We start from the raw sequence: 21,485 nt of genomic DNA on the forward strand, positions 1-21,485 counted from the left end.
TCTTCGCTACCAAGGCGATGGCGCGGTGAAGCGCCGCCGCTTGGCGGTCGTACGGACGAACCTAGCATGGGCCACCCCCAAAGGCCAAAACCCACGCGGGAACCCGCACGCGAAGACACACACATAGCCACACTCGAATCCCCGCTGGACGCGTCGCACCCACCATGCCCGTGGCTCATGCCCATAGTTCGGATCGCTATGAATCCATCGTAGACCGATCGGACTAGACAGACTTGTCCGTTCGATGTAACGTGCCCGGCGGGCTTGGCGGGCGCATGGGCGTCGTCAAGCGTTTTCGACTCTTTTACCTCCCCGGGCCCGCACCATGCGGGACCGGGACACGATGAACAGGACGGTGCATTTCCAATGCTCCTCACCGGTGCGGTCCTCGGGACCATCCTCGGTTACGTGCTCCAGCGCGGACGCTTCTGCGTCACGGGCTTCCTCCGCGACCTCTGGCTGACCAAGTCGATGCGCGGCTTCACCGCGCTCATGGTCGTCATCGCGGTGCACGCCGTGGGCTACTGGGCGCTCGCCGGCGTCGGCGTCGTCGAGCTGCGCGACCAGACCTTCGCCCCCGTCGCCTCCATCGTCGGCGGCCTCATCTTCGGCTACGGCATGGTCCTGGCCGGCGGCTGCGCCACCGGCACTTGGTACCGCGCCGGCGAGGGCCTCGTCGGCTCCTGGCTGGCCCTGATCGCCTACGCCGCCACCGCCGCCTTCATGCGCCTGGGCCCGCTGGCCGACTTCAGCTCCTCGGCGCGCGAGCAGACCATCGGCTCCGGCTCCATCCACGGCGACCTCGGCGTGCCCGTGATCGTGCCGCTCGTCGTCCTCGTCGCCATCACCGGCTGGCTGGTCTACCGCGAGGTGTCCAAGCCGAAGATCGAGATCCCCGGCCTGCCGCCGCGCAAGACCGGCCTGGCCCACCTGCTCGCCGAGAAGCCGTGGGGCCTGTTTTCCACCGCCGTCATCGTCGGTCTCATCGGCGCCATCGCCTGGCCGCTGTCGCAGGCCACCGGCCGCAACTCGGGCCTGGGCATCACCACCCCGTCCGCGCACCTGGTCGGATGGTTCGGCACCGGCGAGGCCGAGTACATGAACTGGGGCACCCTCCTGGTCCTGGGCATCCTCCTCGGCTCCTACATCGCCGCGAAGGCCTCCGGCGAGTTCCGCGTCCGCGTTCCCAACGCCCAGATTGCCAAGCGCTCCGTCGGCGGCGGCGTCGCCATGGGCGTCGGCGCCGTGCTGGCCGGCGGCTGCACCGTCGGCAACGGCATGGTCGCCACCGGCCTGTTCTCCTGGCAGGGCTGGATCGCCCTCGCCGCCATGGCCCTCGGCGCCGGCCTGGCCGCCCGCATCTACCTGATGCGCAAGCCGCTGCTGCCCGAGTCCCTGCGCGCCTCGCTGTCCCGCAAGGGCACCGCGAACGCCGAGGCTGACGCGGCCACCAAGACCGGCAAGACCACCAAGAGCGACGCCGAGACCGCCAAGGTCAACGCGTAATTCCCCCCTTCACCGACTTTCCCTTCCACGAAAGGACCCAGCATGGCCACCCACGTTCTCGAGACCAACGGCGAAGTCTGCCCCTTCCCCCTCATCGAGGCGAAGCAGAAGATGGAGGAGCTCTCCACCGGCGATGAGCTGATCATCGGCTTCGACTGCACCCAGGGCACCGAGTCCATCCCGCGCTGGGCCGCCACCGAAGGCCACGGCGTCAAGGACTTCAAGGTCGTCGGCGACGCCGAATGGTCGATCACCGTCGTGAAGAAGTAGGCCCACGACTCCGTGACAAGGTAGCGGCCCCGCCGCTGCACGGCGACGACCGTCGCAAAGCAAAGCCCGTCCCGGCCACCGGCCAGGGCGGGTTTCGCATGTCAGGGCCCGCCGAAAACCCGGCATGATTGCGGCGGCGAACGTACTGTCGGGGCCATGAACACGCCCAATGACCGCAATAGGGAGTTGGCCGCCGCGCTCGCCGACCTGGAGGCCGCCGCCGAACGCGTGGCATCACTGGCCAGGGGGTTCCGGGGCGACGTCGAAGGCGGCGAACCGCGGGACGCGTGGCAGGCTCCCCCGCCGCGTCCTCCCATGCCGATGCAGCAGCCGATGCAGCAGCCGACGCCGGGTCAGCAGCCGTCACCGGTTCAGCCGGCTGGCCCGCCGTCGGCTCCGCAGTACGGGCCGCAGGTCGGGCCGCAGTTCGACCCTCAGCACAGCGCGCAGCAAGGCGCGCAGCACGGACCCCAGCACGGTCCGCAGGTTGGCCCCCAGCACGGCGCTCCGCACGGTGCGCAGCACCCGCCGAAGGCCCCGGCCGACCCGTGGTGGAGCAACGAGAAGACGGTCCTGAAGGTCACGGCGGCGATCGGTGCGATCATCACCATTTCCGGCGTGGGCCTGCTCGTGGCGCTGGCGATCCAGAGCGGCCTGCTCGGGCCGCTCGGCCGCGTCATTCTGGCCTACGCCCTGGCCGCCGCGCTGGCGGGTACCGCCGTGGTCGTCCACCGGAAGAACCCCGACAACGCGGGCGTCACCGCGGCCGGCGCCGCCTCCGTGGTCACCGCGCACATCACGACGACGGTCCTGGTCCACGGTCTGGAATGGTGGCCGAGCTGGCTCGGCACCGTGGTCGCACTGGCCGTCATGGGGCTCGGCTACCTGGCGGCGAGATTCTGGCAATCGGCGGCGCTGCACATCGTCATTCTGCTGGCCTCGTTCATCGCGGTGTGCTCCATCGCGATCCCGGACAGCGGCGATGCCGGGGCGGCCGGCACCGTCACCATCGCCGTGTTCGTCCCGTCGGTGGCCGCCGCGTGGGCGTGGTTCGGCATGGCGAAACGGCCGGTGATCGCGACCTTCGCCGTCATCTTGTTCCTGTTCGGCTCGATTCCCGTTCTCGTCGACGCGGCCCCCGGCTGGCTGGCCATCGCGGCGTTCATCGTTTTCGGCTTCGCGCTGGCCCTGCCCGACTTCCTCGACGACGCGTCCGCCGCCGCACTGCCCGGCACGGGGCCCGGCAACCAACCCGGCCACCAACCGGGCAATGCGCCGGGCACCGGGCCCGCGGCCATTGCCGCGCTCCAGCCGTCCGCGGATTTCTTCCCCCTGCGCCTGCTCGCGTGGCTGGCCGCGCCGATGGTGGCCATTTTCGGTCAGCTCCACCTGACGTCGGCTGCCATCGCCCTCGTGCTCGGCCTGGCCATCGGCGCGGCGGGCTTCGGCCCGTGGCTCGACCGGGCCGACCCGCGCATGGCCACCCTGCGCTGGGCGGGATTGTGCTCCGCGGCCCTGCCCGCGCTGCAATTGGCGACGACCGAACCCAACCTCTCGTGGACTCGCATGCCCTCGCTGCTCGTGGCCGCCGGCGTCATCTGGTTCCACGTCTTCCGGCCGAGCCGCATGGGCCGCTGGCTGATCCCGATCTGGACCGTCGTGGCGCTGATCGCCAACTTCCCGGCGCTGGTCCTGACCATGTTCGCGCCGTCGTACCTGATCGAGCACCGCATGTTCATGTGGACGGTCGACGTCCCCAACGTCACCCTGTCCGGCCTGCTCATCGGTGTCTGCGCGCTGGGGCTCATCGCCATCGTCGCTTCACGACGAGAATCCGCCACCGGCTTCGACAAGTCCTGCGGCCTCGTCGGCCTGCTTTTGACCGCCGTGCCGGTGATCATCGTGCTCACCGAGGCGGGGATGCGGTTCAGCCTCGCCCACGTGCTCGTGTCCATCGGATGGATGATCGCCGCGGCGTGGCTGATGCTCGCGCCGAAGCGCTTCAACGTCGACGCGAACATGGCCGCATCGCTGGTCATCGCCACCGCCGCCGTGGTCAAGCTCGTGTTCTACGACATGCAGGCGATGAGCGGCCTGACCCGCGTCGCGGCCTTCCTGCTCTGCGGCCTGCTGATGCTGGGCATGGTCGTCGCCCGCAGCCTCCGCGACCGCAACGCGGACGAGAAGCCGCGAACCGGCCCAGGAGCCGGGCACGGGCCCCCTCCCGGTAAACCCACCTCGAATGGCCAAAATGGCCCGTTCTAACGGGTGGGTTAGGGCATTCGAGGTGGGTTAGCGGCTGGGCGGGTGGGCGCGGGCGCTAACCCGTCAGGAGCGGCTTCAGGTACTGGCCGGTGTGGGAGGCCTCGACCTGGATGACGTCCTCCGGCGTGCCCTGGGTGACCACGGTGCCGCCGCCGGCGCCGCCCTCGGGACCCATGTCGATGATCCAGTCGGCGGACTTGATCACGTCGAGGTTGTGCTCGATGACGATGACCGTGTTGCCCTTGTCCACCAGCCCCTGCAGGACGAGCATGAGCTTGCGGATGTCCTCGAAATGCAGGCCCGTCGTCGGCTCGTCGAGGATGTAGACCGTCCGGCCATTGGAGCGCTTCTGCAGTTCGGCCGCCAGCTTCACTCGCTGCGCCTCGCCGCCCGACAGGGTCGTCGCCGCCTGGCCCAGGCGCACGTAGCCCAAGCCGACGTCGACGAGCGTGTTCAGGTACCGGGCGATCGACTGGATCGGCTCGAAGAACCCGGCGGCCTCCGAAATCGGCATGTCCAGTACCTCGGCGATGTTCTTGCCCTTGTACAGGACCTCGAGGGTCTCGCGGTTGTACCGGGCGCCCTCGCAGACCTCGCACGGGACGTAGACGTCCGGCAGGAAGTTCATCTCGATCTTCAGCGTGCCGTCGCCGCGGCACGCCTCGCAGCGGCCGCCCTTGACGTTGAAGCTGAACCGGCCCGGCTTGTAGCCGCGGACCTTCGATTCCTGGGTGTCCGCGAACAGGTTGCGGATCTTGTCGAACACGCCCGTGTACGTCGCCGGGTTCGACCGCGGCGTGCGGCCGATCGGCGACTGATCCACCTGCACCAGCTTGTCCAGCTGATCCAGGCCCTCGACCCGGGTGTGGCGGCCCGGCACCTGGCGGGCGCCGTTGAGCTCGTTGGACATGACCTTGGCCAGGATCTCGTTGACCAGCGTCGACTTGCCCGACCCCGAGACGCCGGTGACGCAGGTGAGCAAGCCGAGCGGGAAGTTCACGTCGACGCTCTTCAGGTTGTTCTCGCGCGCACCGCGGACGGTGACCAGGCGATCGAAATCGACCGGGCGGCGATTGTCCGGCGGCAGGATCTTGCGCTTGCCGGACAGGTACTCGCCGGTGATCGACCCCTCGGCGCCGAAGATCCCGTCGGGAACGCCCGAGTAGACGATCTCGCCGCCGTACTCGCCGGCGCGCGGCCCGATGTCGACGAGCCAATCGCCCTCGCGGATCGTGTCCTCGTCATGCTCGACGACGATGAGCGTATTGCCCAGGTCGCGCAGCTTCTTCAGCGTCTGGATCAGCCGGTGGTTGTCGCGCTGGTGCAGGCCGATCGACGGCTCGTCGAGGACGTAGAGCACGCCCGCCAGCCCCGAACCGATCTGGGTGGCCAGGCGGATGCGCTGGGCCTCGCCGCCCGACAGCGTGCCCGCCGAGCGCGCCAGCGACAGGTAGTCGAGGCCGACGTCGAGCAGGAAGCGCAGGCGCGCCTGGACTTCGCGCAGCACGCGGCCGGCGATCATCTCCTCGCGCTTGCCCAGCGTCAGGGCATCGAGGAACGCCGAGCAATCCGCCACCGACATTTCCGTCAGTCCCGCGATCGACTTGTCGCCGAAGCCCTCCGACGCCAGCGTCACCGACAGGATCTCCGGGCGCAGGCGGGAACCGCCGCACGACGTGCAGGGCACCTCGCGCATGTAGCCCTGGTAGCGCTCCTTCTGCGACTCGCTGTCCGCCTGCTCCAGCTTCCGGTGCAGGTACGGCATGACGCCCTCGAACGGCGCGGTGTACTGGCGCGAACGCCCGTACCGGTTGCGGTAGTTGACGCTGATCTTGTGCTTCGACCCGTGCATCAGCGCCTTGTGCTGCGCCTTGGTCAGATCCTGCAGCGGGGTCGCGGGGTCGAAGCCCATGGCCTCGGCCAGGCCCGCGATGAGCTTTTCAAAGTACTTCTTGTTCAGCGTCCGGTTCCACGGCCCGATCGCCTCGGTCACCGGCTTCGACGGGTCCGGCACGATGAGGTCCTCGTCGACCTCGAGCTTCGTGCCCAGGCCGTCGCACGCCGGGCACGCGCCGTACGGGGAGTTGAAGGAAAACGACCGCGGCTCCAGCTCCTCGATGTCGAGGTGATGGCCGTTGGGGCACGAGATGTTCTCGGAATAGCTCTGGAGCCGGTTGCCGTCATCGTCGCCAAGCCCCACCGCATCGATGACCACGACGCCGTTCGCCAGGCGCAGGGCCGTCTCCACGGAATCGGTGAGGCGCTGCTTCTGCGACGCCTTGACCTGCAGGCGGTCGACCACGACGTCGATGTCGTGCTTGACCTGCTTCTCCAGCGTCGGCGGATCGGTCAGGCGGTGCATCTCGCCGTCGACGACGACGCGCGCATAGCCCTCCGCCGCCAGCTCCGCGAAGAGGTCGACGAACTCGCCCTTGCGCGTGCGCACCACCGGCGCGAGCACCTGGAACTTGGTGCCCTCCGGCATGGACAACACCTGGTCGACGATCTGCTGCGGGGTCTGCGACGAAATGACCTCGCCACAGGTCGGGCAATGCGCCGTGCCCGTGCGCGCGAAGAGCAGGCGCAGGTAGTCGTAGACCTCGGTGATGGTGCCCACGGTCGAGCGCGGGTTGCGGTTCGTCGACTTCTGGTCGATGGACACCGCCGGCGACAGGCCCTCGATCATCTCGACCTCGGGCTTTTCCATCTGCCCCAGGAACATGCGGGCGTAGGAGCTCAGCGACTCGACGTACCTGCGCTGCCCCTCCGCGAAGATCGTGTCGAAAGCCAGCGACGACTTGCCCGACCCCGACAGGCCGGTGAAGACCACCATCTTGTCGCGGGGCAGGTCGATGTCGACGCCCTTGAGGTTGTGCTCCCGGGCACCACGGACGATGAGCCGTTCGGCCAACGTGCGCACCTTTCCTAGATCGGATCGTGTCGAATGGATCGAGTCTGCGTCGAGTCCATTTGCTCGTGTCGCCCGCGATGATACATCACTCATACATCCGTTCGAACGTTTCCGGGCGGGATCGAACATCCGCCGCTACCCTGGCGGCCATGACAGCACACGACGTCACCATCAACGACGACTACACCGGGGACCTGTCCCGCCACGAGGTCCAGCGCGTCCGAGCCGGCGCCATCGACGTGTACAAGACCTCGGTCGGCGACATGGACAACAACTGTTATTTGCTCGTGGACACCCGCGCGCCCGAGAAGTCGCTGCTCATCGACGCCTGCGACGAGGCCGGGCACTTGCGGGCGCTTTGCGACGAGGTCGGCGCGACCGTGACCACCGTCGTGACCACCCACTCCCACGGCGACCACGTGCAGGCCCTGGCGGAGCTCGTCGAGGCCTGGGGCGCCGAGCACGTCACGTCGACCCCCGACGCCCCCGACATCGAGGTGCCCGCCGACCGCCGCCTGGATCAGGGCGACGTGGTCACCTTCGGCGACGGCGCGACGCTGGTCGCCTTCATCCTGCGCGGACACACCCGCGGCGGCGTGGGGCTCGGCCTCGACGCCGGCGACCCGTCGAATTCGGGTGATGGGGAGTCCGGTTCGGACAACGCCGATTCGGACGGCGCCGGTTCGGACGACGCCCCGATCCACCTCTTCGTCGGCGACTCCCTCTTCCCCGGCGGCGTGGGCAAGACCAACGGCCAGGAGACCTTCGCCCAGCTGCTCGCCGACGTCGAAGAGCGCATTTTCGACGCCTACCCCGACGACGCCGTGGTCCATCCCGGTCACGGTTCGGATACGACCGTGGGCTCCGAGCGGCCCCACCTGGAGGAATGGCGCAACCGCGGCTGGTAAACCCCGGACACCGCACGCAACCGCGCGTAGAATCGACACATAGGGCAACGCGGCCCCGCGGGATCGATCCCGGCGGCCGCGCCCGCAGACGAGACTCACGACAAACAGGAGATGACCAGAATATGATCCGCAAGCTCGCCCGTCCGATGCTCGCCTCGGTCTTCGTCGCCGATGGCGTGGACACCCTGATGAACCAGCAGGACCATGTCGAGGGCGCCCGCGAGGTGACCAAGCGCATCCGCACCGTCGTGCCCGCCCAGTACGTCTCCTTCCTGCCCAACAACCCTCAGACGTCCGTGCAGATCGTCGCCGGCACCAAGGTCGCCGCCGGCGCGCTGTACGCCCTGGGCAAGGCCCCGCGCGTCGCCGCCACCGCGCTGGCCGCCGTGCAGATCCCCACCGCCCTGGCCCGCCACTCGTTCTGGGAGACCCAGGACCCGAAGGAGCGCAAGGCCCGCAAGACCGGTTTCCTCACCGACGTCGCCCTGCTCGGCGGCCTGTTCCTTGCTTCGGCCGACACCGCCGGCCGCCCGGGCGTCGCGTGGCGCGCCGAGCATGCCGGCAAGAAGGTGAACAAGAAGGTGCAGGCCGCGCTGCCGACCAAGTCGGAGGCGGAGAAGCGCACCGAGGAGATCAAGGGCACCGCGTCCGAGTGGCTGGAGAAGGCCCAGGAGGTCGGCGCCGACCTGCAGGACAAGTCGGCCGTCGCCCTGCACCGCGCCGAGGACTACGTCGCCGACAACAAGGACGACTGGAAGGACTCGCTGCAGACCTTCGCGGAGGAGGCCCGCGACACCCTCGCCGGCGCCGCCGAGACCGCCCGCGAGACCTTCTCCGACGCCGCCGACACCGCGGCCAAGGAGACCAAGAAGTCGCGCAAGCAGGCCCGCAAGCAGCTGAAGAAGGCCCGCAAGAACTTCAAGTAGTCGCCGCCGGAGGCCGCGCCCCGGCCTCTCCCCGCGATCGCACGGTCCGCCCACCGGTTTCCGGTGGGCGGGCCGCTTCGCGTTTGCGGGGCGGATGGGCCGGGCGCCGGGACGTCGTCAAGCACGTCGGCCGGGCCCGCACCGGCCCGCGTGAGCCGTCGCGTAAAATGGCCCCTTCCCCCGATCACGATTGGAGCGCACGTGCAGCACCCGGATCTGCCCGCCGAGCAGGGCCACCTCGACGAGGTGTACGCGCATCTCGACGCCGCGCGGCGCCGTGACCAGGAGGCCCTGCGCAAGGTCATGCTCGACGATGATCCGGAACCGCAGGCCCGCGTCGAGCGCGAAGTCGAGTACCAGCGGCTGCAGTCGAACCTGGAGCGCTACCGGCACGCGGAGGTGGGCCTGGTCTTCGGGCGCATCGACATCGACGACGACGAGCCCGACAATCCCGTCCCCGGCGCCCCCGGGCAGGATCGCAGGTACATCGGGCGCATGGGGCTTTCCGACGCCGACGACGGATACCGTTCGCTGCTGATGGACTGGCGAGCCCCGCAGGCCCGGCCGTTCTACCTGGCCACGACCGCGCACCCGGAAGGGGTGACGCTGCGGAGGCACCTGCGCACCCGCGGGCGGACCGTGCGGGCGATCGACGATGAGCGGCTCGCCGGCGATGGCATGGGGGATGGCGTTGGTGGTGGCGCGGACGGAAGCGCCGGTGCCGGTGCAGGCGAATCGGGCGAGCATGGCGAGCGGCGCATCGAGGACGGCGTCGGCGGCGAGGCCGTGCTGCGCGAGGTCATCGACTCGGCGCGCACCGGCCACATGCGCGGGATCGTGGAGACCATCCAGCGCGAGCAGGACCTGATCATCCGCGACGCCGGCCGCGGCGCAATGGTCGTCCAGGGCGGGCCCGGCACCGGCAAGACCGCCGTGGCCCTGCACCGCGTGGCGTGGCTGCTGTACACCCACCGCGACCAGCTGGCGAAGACGGGCGTGCTCATCCTCGGGCCGAACACGACGTTCCTGGAGTACATCTCGCGCGTGCTGCCGAGCCTCGGCGAAACCGGCGTGGTGCTGCGGACCATCGCCGACCTCTACCCCGGCGTGACCGGCACCGGCGACGAATCGCTGGCCACCCGCGAGGTCAAGGGGTCCGACGAAATGGTGCACATTCTGCGCCGGGCCGTGCGCGACCGGCAGCCCGATCCCGCGGGCGACGAGACCGTGACGTTCGACGGCGTCGAGCTGACCGTGACGCCCGCGATGGTCCGCGCCGCGCGCACGCGCGCCCGCCGCTCCCGCAAGCCGCACAACCTCGCCCGCCCACTGTTCCGCGAGCACCTGGTCGAGGCGCTGGCGCGCTCGCTGGCCGACCGCATCGGCGCCGACCCGCTGGGCGGCGAGAATCTGCTCTCCGTCACCGACGTCGCCGATTTGCGCGACGAGCTCGACGCGGACCCGTCGATCTCCGGCGTCCTCGACGACATGTGGCCGGAGCTGACCCCGGAGCAGCTGCTCGCCGACCTCCTCGAATCGGAGGAGCGCATCGCCTCGGCGGCGGCCGAGTACGACGACGCGACGCGGGCGGCGTTGCTGCGCGCACCCGGCACGCCGATGGGCCCGTCGGACCCGCCGCTGCTCGACGAGCTCGCCGAACTGCTCGGCGACATCGCGGACGCCGGCGACGAGCGCGAATGGTGGCGCGCGCAGATCGAGGAGGCCCAGGACGCGCTGGACATCCTCACCGGTTCGGCGCAGCAGGAGCTCGACGACGGCACCGACGCCGAGATCCTCATGGCCTACGACCTCATCGACGCCGAAGCGCTGGCCGAGCGCCACCGCGACCGCGACGTGCGAAGCACCGCCGACCGCGCCGCCGAGGACCGCGAGTGGACCTACGGCCACGTCATCGTCGACGAGGCCCAGGAGCTGTCGGCGATGGCGTGGCGGATGATCCGCCGCCGCTCCCCCAACGGTTGGATGACCATCGTCGGCGACATCGCCCAGACCGGCTCCCCCGCCGGCGCGGAGAGCTGGGCCGATGCGCTGGATCCGATCATCGGCGAGCGGTGGCGCCTGCACCGGCTGACGGTGAACTACCGCACGCCGTCGGAGATCATGGACGTCGCCGCCGACGTCCTGTCGCGCATCGCGCCGGAGGCGGAGCCGCCCAGCTCGATCCGCTCCACCGGCCGCCCGCCGGTGCGCACGGGCAGCCTCGCCGAGGCACTGGACGTGGCCCGCGGCGCCTCCGGCGGCTCTCGGCTGACCGCGGTCATCGCGCCCGCAGCGCAGGTCGCGGCGGTCGAGGCAGAGGTCGCGGCGATCACGGAGCAGGCCGGCGCACTGTCGCCCGGCGACGCCGCGATCCCCGTCCACGACGTCGACGACGCCAAGGGCCTGGAGTTCGACGAAGTCATCCTCGTCGACCCCGACGCCATCGTCGACGAGTCGCCCCAGGGCCTCCAGGACCTCTACGTGGCCCTGACCCGCGCGACGCAAGGGCTCACCGTCGTCGCCGACGGCCAGCCGGAGTCGTTGCCGGCGATCGAGGTCGCGCGGTAGACGGGGCCGTCGTCAAGCGCAGTCCGGGACCGTCCGGACATGCGACGACCCCGGCGCCCATGGGGTGCCGGGGTCATTCCACGCGGCCGGAGCGGAGTCCGGCGCTGGTGAGGTGCGTTACGCGACCGTGTGGACGATCATGACGTCGCAGTCGGACTGGCGCGCGACGTCTGCCGGGACGGAACCCAGCAGACGGCCGGTCAGGGAGTTGATGCCGCGGTTGCCCACGACGAGAAGGTCGGCGTTGTGGTCGTTGACCAGGCCCATCAGCGCCTCCACCGGGGAGCCGGCCTTGACCTCGGTCTCGACCTTCGTGGCGCCGGCGGCCTCGGCCGCGGCCTTGGCGCTGGCCAGGTTCTGCTGGGCCGGATCGTCGCCGAGCACCTGGACGGAATCCTGGCGCAGCGTCGAGGAGGCGGCTTCCTGGTTCTCGTAGTAGGCGCAGCCGATGACCAGGGTCGCGTCGAACGCCGCGGCGATGGAGGCCGCGCGCTCGACTGCAAGAAGCGAGGACTTCGAACCGTCGGTGCCGACGACGATGGTCTGGTAAGCGCTCATGAAAACTGCCTTCCGCAAAACTCGGTGTTGGTGGTGGTCGAGATTGGTTTTTGTCGAGATTGGTCTTCGTCGTGATTGGTCTTCGTCGAGATCGACGTGACGCATTTCACGTCCGGAATGCCCTGGGGGCCATGTTCCTCCGCCCAACCCTAGCAAAATCCGGGGCCGGTGGACCGGGCATTTTTCGCCGTTCGCGAATGGCGATTCACTCCAGCCCGGCCTCCTCCATGCCGCGCAGCTCCTTCTTCAGGTCGTAGATCTCGTCGCGCAGGCGCCCGGCGAGCTCGAACTTCAGCTCGCGGGCGGCGGCGCCCATCTGCGCGGTCATGTCGTCGATGAGCTTCTGCAGCTGCGCCTTGGGCATGCCCTCGACGGTCGCGCGCTCGGCCAGCGCGGCGTCGACGGCCGCGGCATCGCCGGCGTCCCCGCCACCTTCGGCCTGGCTTTCCTGGACCTGGTCGAGGATGTCGGCGATCTTCTTGCGCAGAGGCTGCGGGTCGATGCCGTGCTCGGTGTTGTACGCGATCTGCTTCTCTCGGCGCCGCTCGGTCTCCTCGATCGCGTTGCGCATGGAATCGGTGATCGAGTCGGCGTACATGTGCACCTCGCCGGAGACGTTTCGCGCCGCGCGGCCGATGGTCTGGATCAGCGACGTCGTCGAGCGCAGGAACCCTTCCTTGTCTGCGTCGAGGATGGCCACGAGCGACACCTCCGGCAGGTCCAGGCCCTCGCGCAGCAGGTTGATGCCCACCAGGACGTCGTAATCCCCAAGCCGGAGCTGGCGCAGCAGCTCGACGCGCTTGAGGGTGTCCACGTCGGAGTGCATGTAGCGCACGCGGATGCCGTTTTCCAGCAGGTAGTCGGTGAGGTCCTCGGCCATCTTCTTGGTCAGTGTGGTCACCAGGGCGCGCTCGCCCTTTTCCTCGCGCAGGCGGATCTCGTGGATGAGGTCGTCGATCTGCCCCTGGGTCGGCTTGACCACCACCTTCGGGTCGACCAGGCCGGTCGGGCGGATGACCTGCTCCACGACTTCACCACCGGTCTGCCCGAGCTCGTACGGCCCCGGCGTCGCCGACATGAACACGACCTGGCCGACGCGCGCGTCGAATTCCTCGAAGGTCAGCGGCCGGTTGTCCAGCGCCGACGGCAGGCGGAACCCGAAGTCGACGAGGTTGCGCTTGCGCGAGGCGTCGCCCTCGAACATGCCGCCGATCTGCGGCACGGTGACGTGCGACTCGTCGATGACGGTGAGGAAATCCTCCGGGAAGTAGTCGATGAGCGTCGCCGGCGCCGATCCCGCCGCGCGCCCGTCGATGTGCCGCGAGTAGTTCTCGATGCCGGAGCAGAACCCGACCTGCTGGATCATCTCCAGGTCGTATTCGGTGCGCATGCGCAGCCGCTGCGCCTCGAGCAGCTTGCCGCGATTCTCGAAATCCGCCAGGCGCTCGGTCAGCTCCATCTTGATCTCCTCGACGGCGCGCTCCATGCGCTCCGGGCCCGCGACGTAGTGCGTGGCCGGGAAGATCCGCAGTTCCTCTACTTGCTTGACGACGTCGCCCGTCACCGGATTGAGGTAGTACAGCGAGTCGATCTCGTCGCCGAAGAACTCGACGCGGACGGCGAGCTCCTCGTATGCCGGGATGATGTCGACGACGTCGCCCTTGACGCGGAAGGTGCCGCGCGTGAAGGCGATGTCGTTGCGGGCGTACTGGATGTCCACGAGCATGCGCAGAAAATCATCGCGGTCGACTTCTTCGCCGGTGCGCAGCATCGCCGAGCGGTCGAGGTAGGACTGTGGCGTGCCCAGGCCGTAGATGCAGGACACGGAGCTGACGACGACCACGTCGCGCCGCGACAGCAGCGCCGACGTGGCGGAGTGGCGCAGGCGCTCGACGTCTTCGTTGATGGACGAGTCCTTCTCGATGAAAGTGTCCGTCTGCGCGATGTACGCCTCTGGTTGGTAGTAGTCGTAGTAGCTGACGAAGTACTCGACCGCGTTGTTCGGCAGCAGCGACGACAGTTCGTTGGCCAGCTGCGCCGCCAGGGTCTTGTTGGGGGCCATGACCAGCGTGGGGCGCTGCATCTTCTCGATCAGCCACGCCGCGGTGGCCGACTTGCCGGTGCCGGTGGCGCCCATGAGCACCACTTCGCGCTCGCCCTTGCGCAGCCGCTCCGACAGTTCGGCGATGGCCTGGGGCTGGTCGCCCGACGGCTGGAAGTCGCTGACGACCTCGAAGTCGCCGCCGGCCCGCTCGATTTCGCCGACGGGGCGGAATTCGGAGTGGGCGACGACCGGTTGTTCTGCTGCGAAGGCCATGCGGCCAGCCTACAAGCGACGGCGGACCGTCGCACACCCGTTCGTCGCCGCGAACTCGCTACTGCTTGGCCAGCTCACTGACCAGGTGCTGCTGCATGGGCTCGCCGACGGCGGCCATGCCGAACTCGGTCGCCATCTCGGTGCGGCCGGCATTGAGCACCCACCTCCGCGCAGTGGCGTCGACCTGCTTGGCGGAAGCCGAATTGGCCACCACGGAGCGATCGAAGGTCATGGTCAGCGCCTCCGGATCCCCCTCATGGCCGGGCGTGGCCATCCCCTCCAATAGCTCCGTCTGTCCGGTGGGCTGCGCCAGGACGAGCTCGACGCGGCCGTCGCCGAGAGGGCGGAGGAATCCGCATTCGGTGTGCATCGGCTGCCCCTCGGCTCCGGCGGTCTTCTGCTCGTAGCGCAAAAACGGCTTGCCGGGCACGGCGCCGAAGGTCAGCGTCTCGGTGTATCGGAAGGAGTCGATCGTCGGGTAGTGGCCACGGCCGGGACCCTTCCACGTGCCGATGAGGAACTCGAACTCGGCGACCAGGGGATGGAGGTTCATGCCCCCCAGGGTACCGCCATCCCCATTGGCCGCCCGGTCTACCCCTCCGTCGCCAAGATCTCGTCCGGGGTCTCCGGCAGTTCCGTGGTCAGGGTCTTCTTCTCGCCCTTGAGGTCCACGACGTGGACGGACTTGGTGGCGGGGTCGGTGACGTAGGCGACGTCACCGGACACGGCGAGTGCCGGACGCGGGTCCTGCCACTCCTCGGACTCTTCCCAGGCGTCGATGACGTCGATGGTCTTGACCACCTTCGCCTGCTCGGTATCGATGAGGTGCAGCTTGCCGTCGGTGCCCAGCACCACGGCCAGGCCGTCGTCGTTCATGCCCAGCGAGCGGAAGGTGTAGGACGTGCCCAGGTCGACGAGCTTCAGGTCGCCGGTCTCGGCGTTGATGATGGACACCTTTTCGGGGCGCTCCAGCTCCTCGTTGTCCGCGGCCTTCTTGTCCGACTTGTAGTCGCCGAGGACGTACTTCGACTCGGTGGAACCGGCCTGGTTGCCGATGCGCCCGTACTCGTCGGGCGACGTCACCTTGGTCACCTCGCCGTCCTTGTAGATCAGCCCGCCATCCGCGCAGCCGACGAAGATGCCGGCGGAGGTTTCCTCGGCACCGTGGGCGCCGGGGCACTGCTCGAAGCGCTTGAGTTCCTTGCCGTCGGCGTCGACCTGGGCGATGCCGGTGCGCTTGCCCTCGTCGTCGGCGATGGTGACCATGTACGTCCCGTCCTCGCCGAGCACCGCGATGCCGTGGTGGGCGGGCACGCGGAAGTGGTCGACGGCGTCCATTCCCATCAGACGCAGGGTGGTGACGTCGCCGGTCTCATCGTCGAAAAGCACCGCCTTCTCCTCGTTGGCGACGACGTGGCCCGGCTTGTCCGCGGCGACCTCGAAGCCCGTGAACACCGGATCGCCGGCGTAGTGGTGCGAGTGGTCGCCGTGCGGCTTGGAGTAGGAGCCCAGGTCCAGAGCGCGGAAGGCCTTGTCGGAGGACACGAACACGTGACGGCCGTCGCCGGCGTGGTTGAGGCGCAGGTAGCCCTCGGCGGGCAGGTCGCCGAGCACCTCGGGCTTCTCCCCCTTGTCCAGGTCGCCGGCGTCGACGACCATGACGCCACCGTCGTGGCTGATGGCCAAGCGCGGCTCGGCGCCGCGGGACTCGGGGGCATCGGCGGCGGTGGTCGCGGTGGTCACGGCGGGCGTGCGGGCTTCGGCATTGCTTGACGACGCCGACGTCTCACCCGCACCACCGTTTCCGCCATCGGCGGCGGAGTCCGCATCGGTGGAGCAGGCGGTGAGGAACAGCGAGGCCGCGGCGAGGGCACCGACGGCGATCTTGGTATTGGTCATGGTTTTCATTAGACCATTTACTGCAAACTGTTTTCAACTAGCGAAGGCGGAGACCCCGCCACCTGCATGGACGCCGATGAGCCCGATCGATGCGACGACGATGGTCGTCAGCGCGGCCATCACGAAGGGCGCGGCGCCCACCGAACGAAGCAGGGACGCTCGCACGCCGGTGCCCAGCGCGAACATCGCCGCACCGAGCAACCACTGCTCGGCCACCCCGGCCACTTCGATGACGACCACGGGAACAAGGCCGGTCGACCTGATCACGACCATCGCCAAGAAACCAGCCACGAACAACGGCATCACCGGCGGCAGCGTCACCGGCTCCCCCGTCACGATGGACGCGCCAGACTTGCCGGACTTGCTGGTCTTGCCTGACTGCGCCCGGATGCGGCGTCGTTCCATGATCGACACCACGGCCAGCACCGGTGCGAGCATGAGCACGCGGCCGAGCTTGACGACCACCGCCGCCCCCAGCGCCGCTCCCCCGACTGAGCCGCCGATGGCCACGACCTGGGCGACCTCGTGCACCGACGCCCCGGCCCATATCCCGATGCCTGTTCCGGATAGGCCCAGAACATGGCCGAGTGCCGGCAGGGCGGGAATCATGATCGTGCCGAACACGACGACCAGCGCCACGGCGGCCACCACCGATTCCCGCAGTTCGGCCCCTTGATCCGGCCGCTCCTTGCCGCCATCGAGCACCCCGGCCACCGCCGCGATCGCCGCGGCACCGCAGATGGAGAAGCCGCAGGCGATGAGCAACCGCAGCCGCGGCTCGACGCCGAGGGCCGCACCGATGCCCATGCCGCACGCGAGCCCGCCGGCGACCACGGCGACGACGGTGAGGATCATGCCGGTGCCCAGGTCGGCGACGTCGTGAAGCGACAACCGCAGCCCAAGCAGAACGATGCCGATGCGCAACACGCGTTTCCCGGCGACCTCCAGGCCCGGGCCCGCAATGGCGGGCACGACGCCCGCATTGCCGGCGAGAATGCCCAGCACGATGGCGACGACCATGGGGCCGAGCACCGGAAACGGCGCCGCAATGACGTGGGCTGCGGCCACTCCGGCGGCGGCGACGATGAGACCGGGCACGACCCGACCGGGCGGGATGAGACCGGGAGGGACGAACCTGGTTAGGACCGGGCCGGGGACGAGCGTTTTCGTGGGCACCGGGACAGTGTCCGCCGCCGGCGGGCGCCCCGGTAGACGCGGAAAAGGCACGAGGGCATACGCTCGTGATATGAGCGCATCCCCGCCGCCTCCCGACCGCCCCCTGCATCTGACGGCGTTCCGGATCCTCGCCGCCGTCGACGAGCTCGGCGGCCTCGGCGCCGCGGCCCGGCGTTTGGGCATGGCCCAGCCCAACGCCAGCCGCACCATCGCGGCCCTCGAGCGCGAACTGGGCGCGGCATTGCTCGAACGTGGTCCGCGGGGGTCGGCGCCGACGCCCACGGGCCGGGCCGTGCTCGCGGCGGCGGGGCCGCTTTTCGACGCCGTCGACCAATTCCACCGCGAACTCGACCACATCACCGGCACCGATGCGGCGCCGCTGCGGGTGACGGCGAGCATGACGGTAGCCGAACATCTCGTCCCGGCCTGGTTGGCGACCTACCGGGCGCGGCACCCCGAGGCGGAAGTCGGCCTGCAGGTGCGCAACTCCGACCGCGTCTTCGACGACGTGGTCTCCGGCGCCTGCGACATCGGCTTCGTGGAAACCCCGCTGGCGCGCCGAGATCTCCACGCCACGGTCGTCGCGGAAGACCACCTGGTCGTGATCGTGGCGCCCGGCCACCCATGGGCGGAGACGGAGTCACAGGCGGAGTCCGGTTCAGAGGCAGAGCCAGGATCAGGATCAGAGCCCGGGCGGAAGCGAGTGTCCGCCGCCGAGCTGGCCGCCACTCCCCTGGTCCTGCGGGAACCCGGCTCGGGCACCAGGGCCTTCTTTGACCGCGCCATGGCCCCATGGAACCCGGTGCCGCCGGCGGTCGAGCTGGGCAGCAACGCGGCGGTGGCGGCCACCGTCCGCGCCGGCGGTGAACCGGGAGTGCTCAGCGAACTGGCCATCGCCGATGCGCTGGCGCACGGGGACCTCGTCGCCGTCGACGTCGATGAGCGCCTCGATTTCCGCCGCCACATTCGCGCGGTATGGCGCGGCGCGGGCGGGCCCGGTCGTGCGGCGGGCGAACTGGTGGCGATTGCGTCGTCGTAAAGCATCGCCGGCCCGGGCCGCGACCGATCAGGCGCCGGCGACCCTGTCGTCGAGCGCGGGCGTCTCCTGCCGGACCAGGGTGACCGGATTGCCGGGATCGAGGTTCTCCCAGTGCGTGCCCACGAGCCGCCACGGGGCGTCGCCGATGGACGGCTCGCCATCGACGGTGAGCACCAGCCGCTTGCCGCTGAGCACGGATCCGACGACGCCGACGCCGAGCTGGCGCGTCACGCGGGCAATCTCCCGGTCGATGCGGCCCGGCGAGCGCACCGGCTGCGGCTCCGCCAAACCGGCCACGCCCGACATGGGCACCAGACGCGTGCGCCACACGCGATCGACCTGCGTGAACAGGGCCCGCTCGGTGCCGGAATTGTCGATGACCGCATCGGCTGCGGCCAGGCGCTCCTCATCCGAGATCTGCGAGGCGATGCGGCGGCGGGCGTCGGCCTCGTCCACCCCACGGCTCTCCACCAGGCGATTGACGCGGGTCTCCACCGGCGCATCGACGACCAGCACGATGTGGTGATCGGCCGCGAGATCGTTTTCCACCAGCAGCGGCATGTCGTGGACGACGATGTCCTTGTCGCCGGCCCGCGCGAACCGCTCGGCCGTGCGCTCCTTGATCCGCGGGTGCGTGATCGCGTTGAGCGTCGCCGTCTTCTCCTTCGACGTGAACGCCCGATTGGCGAGCCTGCTGCGCAACAGCCGGCCCTCGGCATCGAGGATGTCCGGGCCGAACGCGTCGGCCAGCTCCTGCAGCGCCGGCTGACCGGGTTCGACGATCTCGCGCGCAATGGCATCGGCGTCAATGACGACGCAGCCGAGCTCGCCCAATCGCCGGGCCACGGACGACTTGCCGCTGCCCATTCCTCCGGTCAAACCAACCTTCAACATGAGGGCAACAATAGGCCACCCCCGCCGACCATGAGCGACCGGCCCGCCAATTTTGTTGCGCGCCAACGGATTTCACGAATGCAATCGACGCCCGGCACCAATGCGAAGCCCGGAACTCGCGCCCACACGCTGGAGTGAACTGCTCGCCGGAGGCGAAGGTGCCGTCGCCTCAGCTACGACTCACGCAATGAGAGGACGACCGCAACAGCCACTCCCACGGATCCGAGGACCCAGGGCCAACTCGCCGCAAAGCCATGCTCGGCCACCTTTTGCACCGCCAGCGAGAGCGCTATCCCCAGTGCGAGACCCATGCACACGCCGCGGAAGTAGACGCTTTTCGGCTGATCCACTGAAAGGCCCTCCACTCGTGCGACACCGAATCAGGGGAACCCCGACCTTGAAAACTGCAGCCACCTATCCGGCTCTATGTTGAAACTATTGAATGGCGCGAAGCGTAACGGACGTCATGATCGTTGTCGATACCCATTTTCATTGACCTCCGCGAAGAAGCCGCAAAAAGACCCCGGCCCCGCTCTCCGAAGAGGACGGGGCCGGGGCCTTTCGATCACGCCCGGCGGATCAACCGCCGGCGCGGACCATCAACTCGCTCAGTTGCCGGACAGGCGGGCGCGCAGGGCGGCCAGCTGCTCGTCGGAGGCGAGGGTGCCGCCGGTCTCGGCCGGAGCCTCCGCCGCGGCCGCCGGAGCGTCCTCGGTGGTCTCGGACGAGTAGTTCGACGGGGTCGCGGCGGCCTCGGCGGCCTGCGCGCGGTGACGCTCGATCTGCGCGGCGTGCATGCCGTGGTGGCGCTCCGCCTCGGCGTAGCGGGCCTCCCACTCGGCGCGCTGCGTCTCGAAGCCCTCCATCCACTCGTTGGTCTCCGCGTCGAAGCCCTCCGGGAAGATGTAGTTGCCCTGATCGTCGTAGGAATCGCCCATGCCGTACTTGGTCGGGTCGAACTCCTCGGTGAAGTCCTCGTCGGCCTGCTTCAGCGACAGGGAGATGCGGCGGCGGTCCAGGTCGATGTCGATGACCTTGACCATGGCCTCCTCGCCGACCGTGACGATCTGGTCCGGGACATCCACGTGGCGCTCGGCCAGCTCGGAGATGTGGACCAGACCCTCGATGCCCTCCTCGACGCGGACGAACGCGCCGAACGGCACCAGCTTGGTGACCTTGCCCGGGACGATCTGGCCGATGGCGTGGGTGCGGGCGAACACGCGCCACGGGTCCTCCTGGGTCGCCTTCAGCGACAGGGAGACGCGCTCGCGGTTCAGGTCGACCTCGAGAACCTCGACGGTGACCTCGTCGCCCACCTGGACGACCTCGGACGGGTGATCGATGTGCTTCCAGGACAGCTCGGAAACGTGCACCAGGCCGTCGACGCCGCCGAGATCGACGAACGCGCCGAAGTTGACGATGGAGGACACGACGCCCTTGCGGACCTGGCCCTTCTGCAGCTGGTGCAGGAACTCGGAGCGGACCTCGGACTGGGTCTGCTCGAGCCACGCACGGCGGGACAGGACCACGTTGTTGCGGTTCTTGTCCAGCTCGATGATCTTCGCCTCGAGCTCCTGGCCGATGTACGGCTGCAGGTCGCGGACGCGGCGCATCTCGACCAGCGACGCCGGCAGGAAGCCGCGCAGGCCGATGTCCAGGATCAGGCCGCCCTTGACGACCTCGATGACGGTACCGGTGACCGGCTCGTCCTTCTCCTTGAGATCCTCGATGGTGCCCCAGGCGCGCTCGTACTGCGCACGCTTCTTGGACAGGATCAGGCGGCCTTCCTTGTCCTCCTTGGTGAGGACCAGGGCGTCGATCTCGTCACCGACCTCGACCACCTCGTCGGGGTCGACATCGTGCTTGATGGACAGCTCGCGGGAGGGGATGACGCCCTCCGTCTTGTAGCCGATGTCGAGCAGGACCTCATCGCGATCGACCTTGACCACGGTGCCCTCGACGATGTCGCCATCGTTGAAGTACTTGATCGTGGAGTCGATGGCGGCGAGGAAATCCTCAGCGGTGCCGATGTCGTTGACGGCGACCTGAGGGGTGTTGGAGGTGGGCATATGTAAGTTGCTCCGAAGCGGATAGGAATCGAGTTGGACAGGGTCGGTCCGGGACGCGCGTCATGTGCCCTGGTGGACGGAAGCGGAGTCGCCGGATCGGCAGGCGGGCGCGGGTCGCGCACGCATACCGCGAACACGATACGCGCCGACCGGCACCGAATCAAGTTTCACCGCAGGTG

Annotated in this window: 13 protein-coding genes and 1 pseudogene; 6 read left to right on the top strand and 8 right to left on the bottom strand. The window is 69.0% G+C overall.

The window, feature by feature from the left end; translation table 11 throughout:
- The first annotated feature begins 366 nt into the window (after nucleotides 1-366).
- Nucleotides 367-1,776: pseudogene (locus ACFWGD_RS02935) on the top strand (YeeE/YedE thiosulfate transporter family protein).
- A 156-nt stretch (nucleotides 1,777-1,932) separates the two neighbouring features.
- The gene (locus ACFWGD_RS02940; RefSeq protein ID WP_377777040.1) at nucleotides 1,933-4,041 is read left to right on the top strand and encodes a hypothetical protein; all 2,109 of its coding nucleotides are present in this window, start codon (nucleotides 1,933-1,935) and stop codon (nucleotides 4,039-4,041) included.
- Nucleotides 4,042-4,096: 55 nt separating this feature from the next.
- Here ACFWGD_RS02940 and uvrA read toward each other — a convergent pair whose 3' ends face one another.
- Nucleotides 4,097-6,952 carry an excinuclease ABC subunit UvrA gene (gene uvrA / locus ACFWGD_RS02945; RefSeq protein ID WP_377777471.1) on the bottom strand — a complete coding sequence of 952 codons (2,856 nt, stop codon included), beginning with the start codon at nucleotides 6,950-6,952 and terminating at the stop codon, nucleotides 4,097-4,099.
- 263 nt (nucleotides 6,953-7,215) lie between these two features.
- On the opposite strand from uvrA, the gene ACFWGD_RS02950 reads away from it, so the two are divergent.
- From ACFWGD_RS02950 to ACFWGD_RS02960, 3 genes are all read left to right on the top strand, one after another.
- Nucleotides 7,216-7,860 carry an MBL fold metallo-hydrolase gene (locus ACFWGD_RS02950; RefSeq protein ID WP_377777472.1) on the top strand — a complete coding sequence of 215 codons (645 nt, stop codon included), beginning with the start codon at nucleotides 7,216-7,218 and terminating at the stop codon, nucleotides 7,858-7,860.
- 122 nt (nucleotides 7,861-7,982) lie between these two features.
- Nucleotides 7,983-8,786 carry a DoxX family membrane protein gene (locus tag ACFWGD_RS02955; protein WP_377777042.1) on the top strand — a complete coding sequence of 268 codons (804 nt, stop codon included), beginning with the start codon at nucleotides 7,983-7,985 and terminating at the stop codon, nucleotides 8,784-8,786.
- A gap of 201 nt (nucleotides 8,787-8,987) precedes the next feature.
- Nucleotides 8,988-11,354, top strand: a complete 2,367-nt coding sequence (locus ACFWGD_RS02960; RefSeq protein WP_377777043.1) for a HelD family protein — start codon at nucleotides 8,988-8,990, stop codon at nucleotides 11,352-11,354.
- A 117-nt stretch (nucleotides 11,355-11,471) separates the two neighbouring features.
- Here the strand turns inward: ACFWGD_RS02960 and ACFWGD_RS02965 are convergent, their stop codons facing one another.
- The 5 genes from ACFWGD_RS02965 to ACFWGD_RS02985 form a co-directional block, all read right to left on the bottom strand.
- Complete coding sequence (locus ACFWGD_RS02965; protein ID WP_377777044.1) at nucleotides 11,472-11,912, bottom strand: universal stress protein; 441 nt, start codon at nucleotides 11,910-11,912, stop codon at nucleotides 11,472-11,474.
- Between the two features lie 205 nt (nucleotides 11,913-12,117).
- The gene (uvrB, locus tag ACFWGD_RS02970) at nucleotides 12,118-14,229 is read right to left on the bottom strand and encodes an excinuclease ABC subunit UvrB (protein ID WP_377777045.1); all 2,112 of its coding nucleotides are present in this window, start codon (nucleotides 14,227-14,229) and stop codon (nucleotides 12,118-12,120) included.
- 58 nt (nucleotides 14,230-14,287) lie between these two features.
- A complete protein-coding gene (locus ACFWGD_RS02975) occupies nucleotides 14,288-14,782 on the bottom strand; it encodes an FABP family protein (protein WP_377777046.1) in 495 nt (164 codons plus the stop codon).
- Between the two features lie 38 nt (nucleotides 14,783-14,820).
- A complete protein-coding gene (locus ACFWGD_RS02980; protein ID WP_377777047.1) occupies nucleotides 14,821-16,128 on the bottom strand; it encodes a hypothetical protein in 1,308 nt (435 codons plus the stop codon).
- A 33-nt stretch (nucleotides 16,129-16,161) separates the two neighbouring features.
- Nucleotides 16,162-17,226 (bottom strand): YeiH family protein, encoded by a 1,065-nt coding sequence (locus ACFWGD_RS02985; protein ID WP_377777048.1) that lies wholly within the window; start codon nucleotides 17,224-17,226, stop codon nucleotides 16,162-16,164.
- 148 nt (nucleotides 17,227-17,374) lie between these two features.
- Here ACFWGD_RS02985 and ACFWGD_RS02990 point away from each other — a divergent pair, with 148 nt between their 5' ends.
- Entirely contained in the window at nucleotides 17,375-18,343 is a 969-nt protein-coding gene (locus ACFWGD_RS02990) for a LysR substrate-binding domain-containing protein (RefSeq protein ID WP_377777049.1), read from the top strand.
- 27 nt (nucleotides 18,344-18,370) lie between these two features.
- Here the strand turns inward: ACFWGD_RS02990 and coaE are convergent, their stop codons facing one another.
- Both coaE and rpsA read right to left on the bottom strand, forming a co-directional pair.
- The gene (gene coaE / locus ACFWGD_RS02995; protein ID WP_377777050.1) at nucleotides 18,371-19,237 is read right to left on the bottom strand and encodes a dephospho-CoA kinase; all 867 of its coding nucleotides are present in this window, start codon (nucleotides 19,235-19,237) and stop codon (nucleotides 18,371-18,373) included.
- A gap of 608 nt (nucleotides 19,238-19,845) precedes the next feature.
- The gene (rpsA, locus tag ACFWGD_RS03000; RefSeq protein WP_377777051.1) at nucleotides 19,846-21,306 is read right to left on the bottom strand and encodes a 30S ribosomal protein S1; all 1,461 of its coding nucleotides are present in this window, start codon (nucleotides 21,304-21,306) and stop codon (nucleotides 19,846-19,848) included.
- Nucleotides 21,307-21,485 lie beyond the last annotated feature (179 nt).

It is taken from the genome of Corynebacterium sp. NPDC060344 (assembly GCF_042725215.1).
GTDB lineage: Bacteria > Actinomycetota > Actinomycetes > Mycobacteriales > Mycobacteriaceae > Corynebacterium.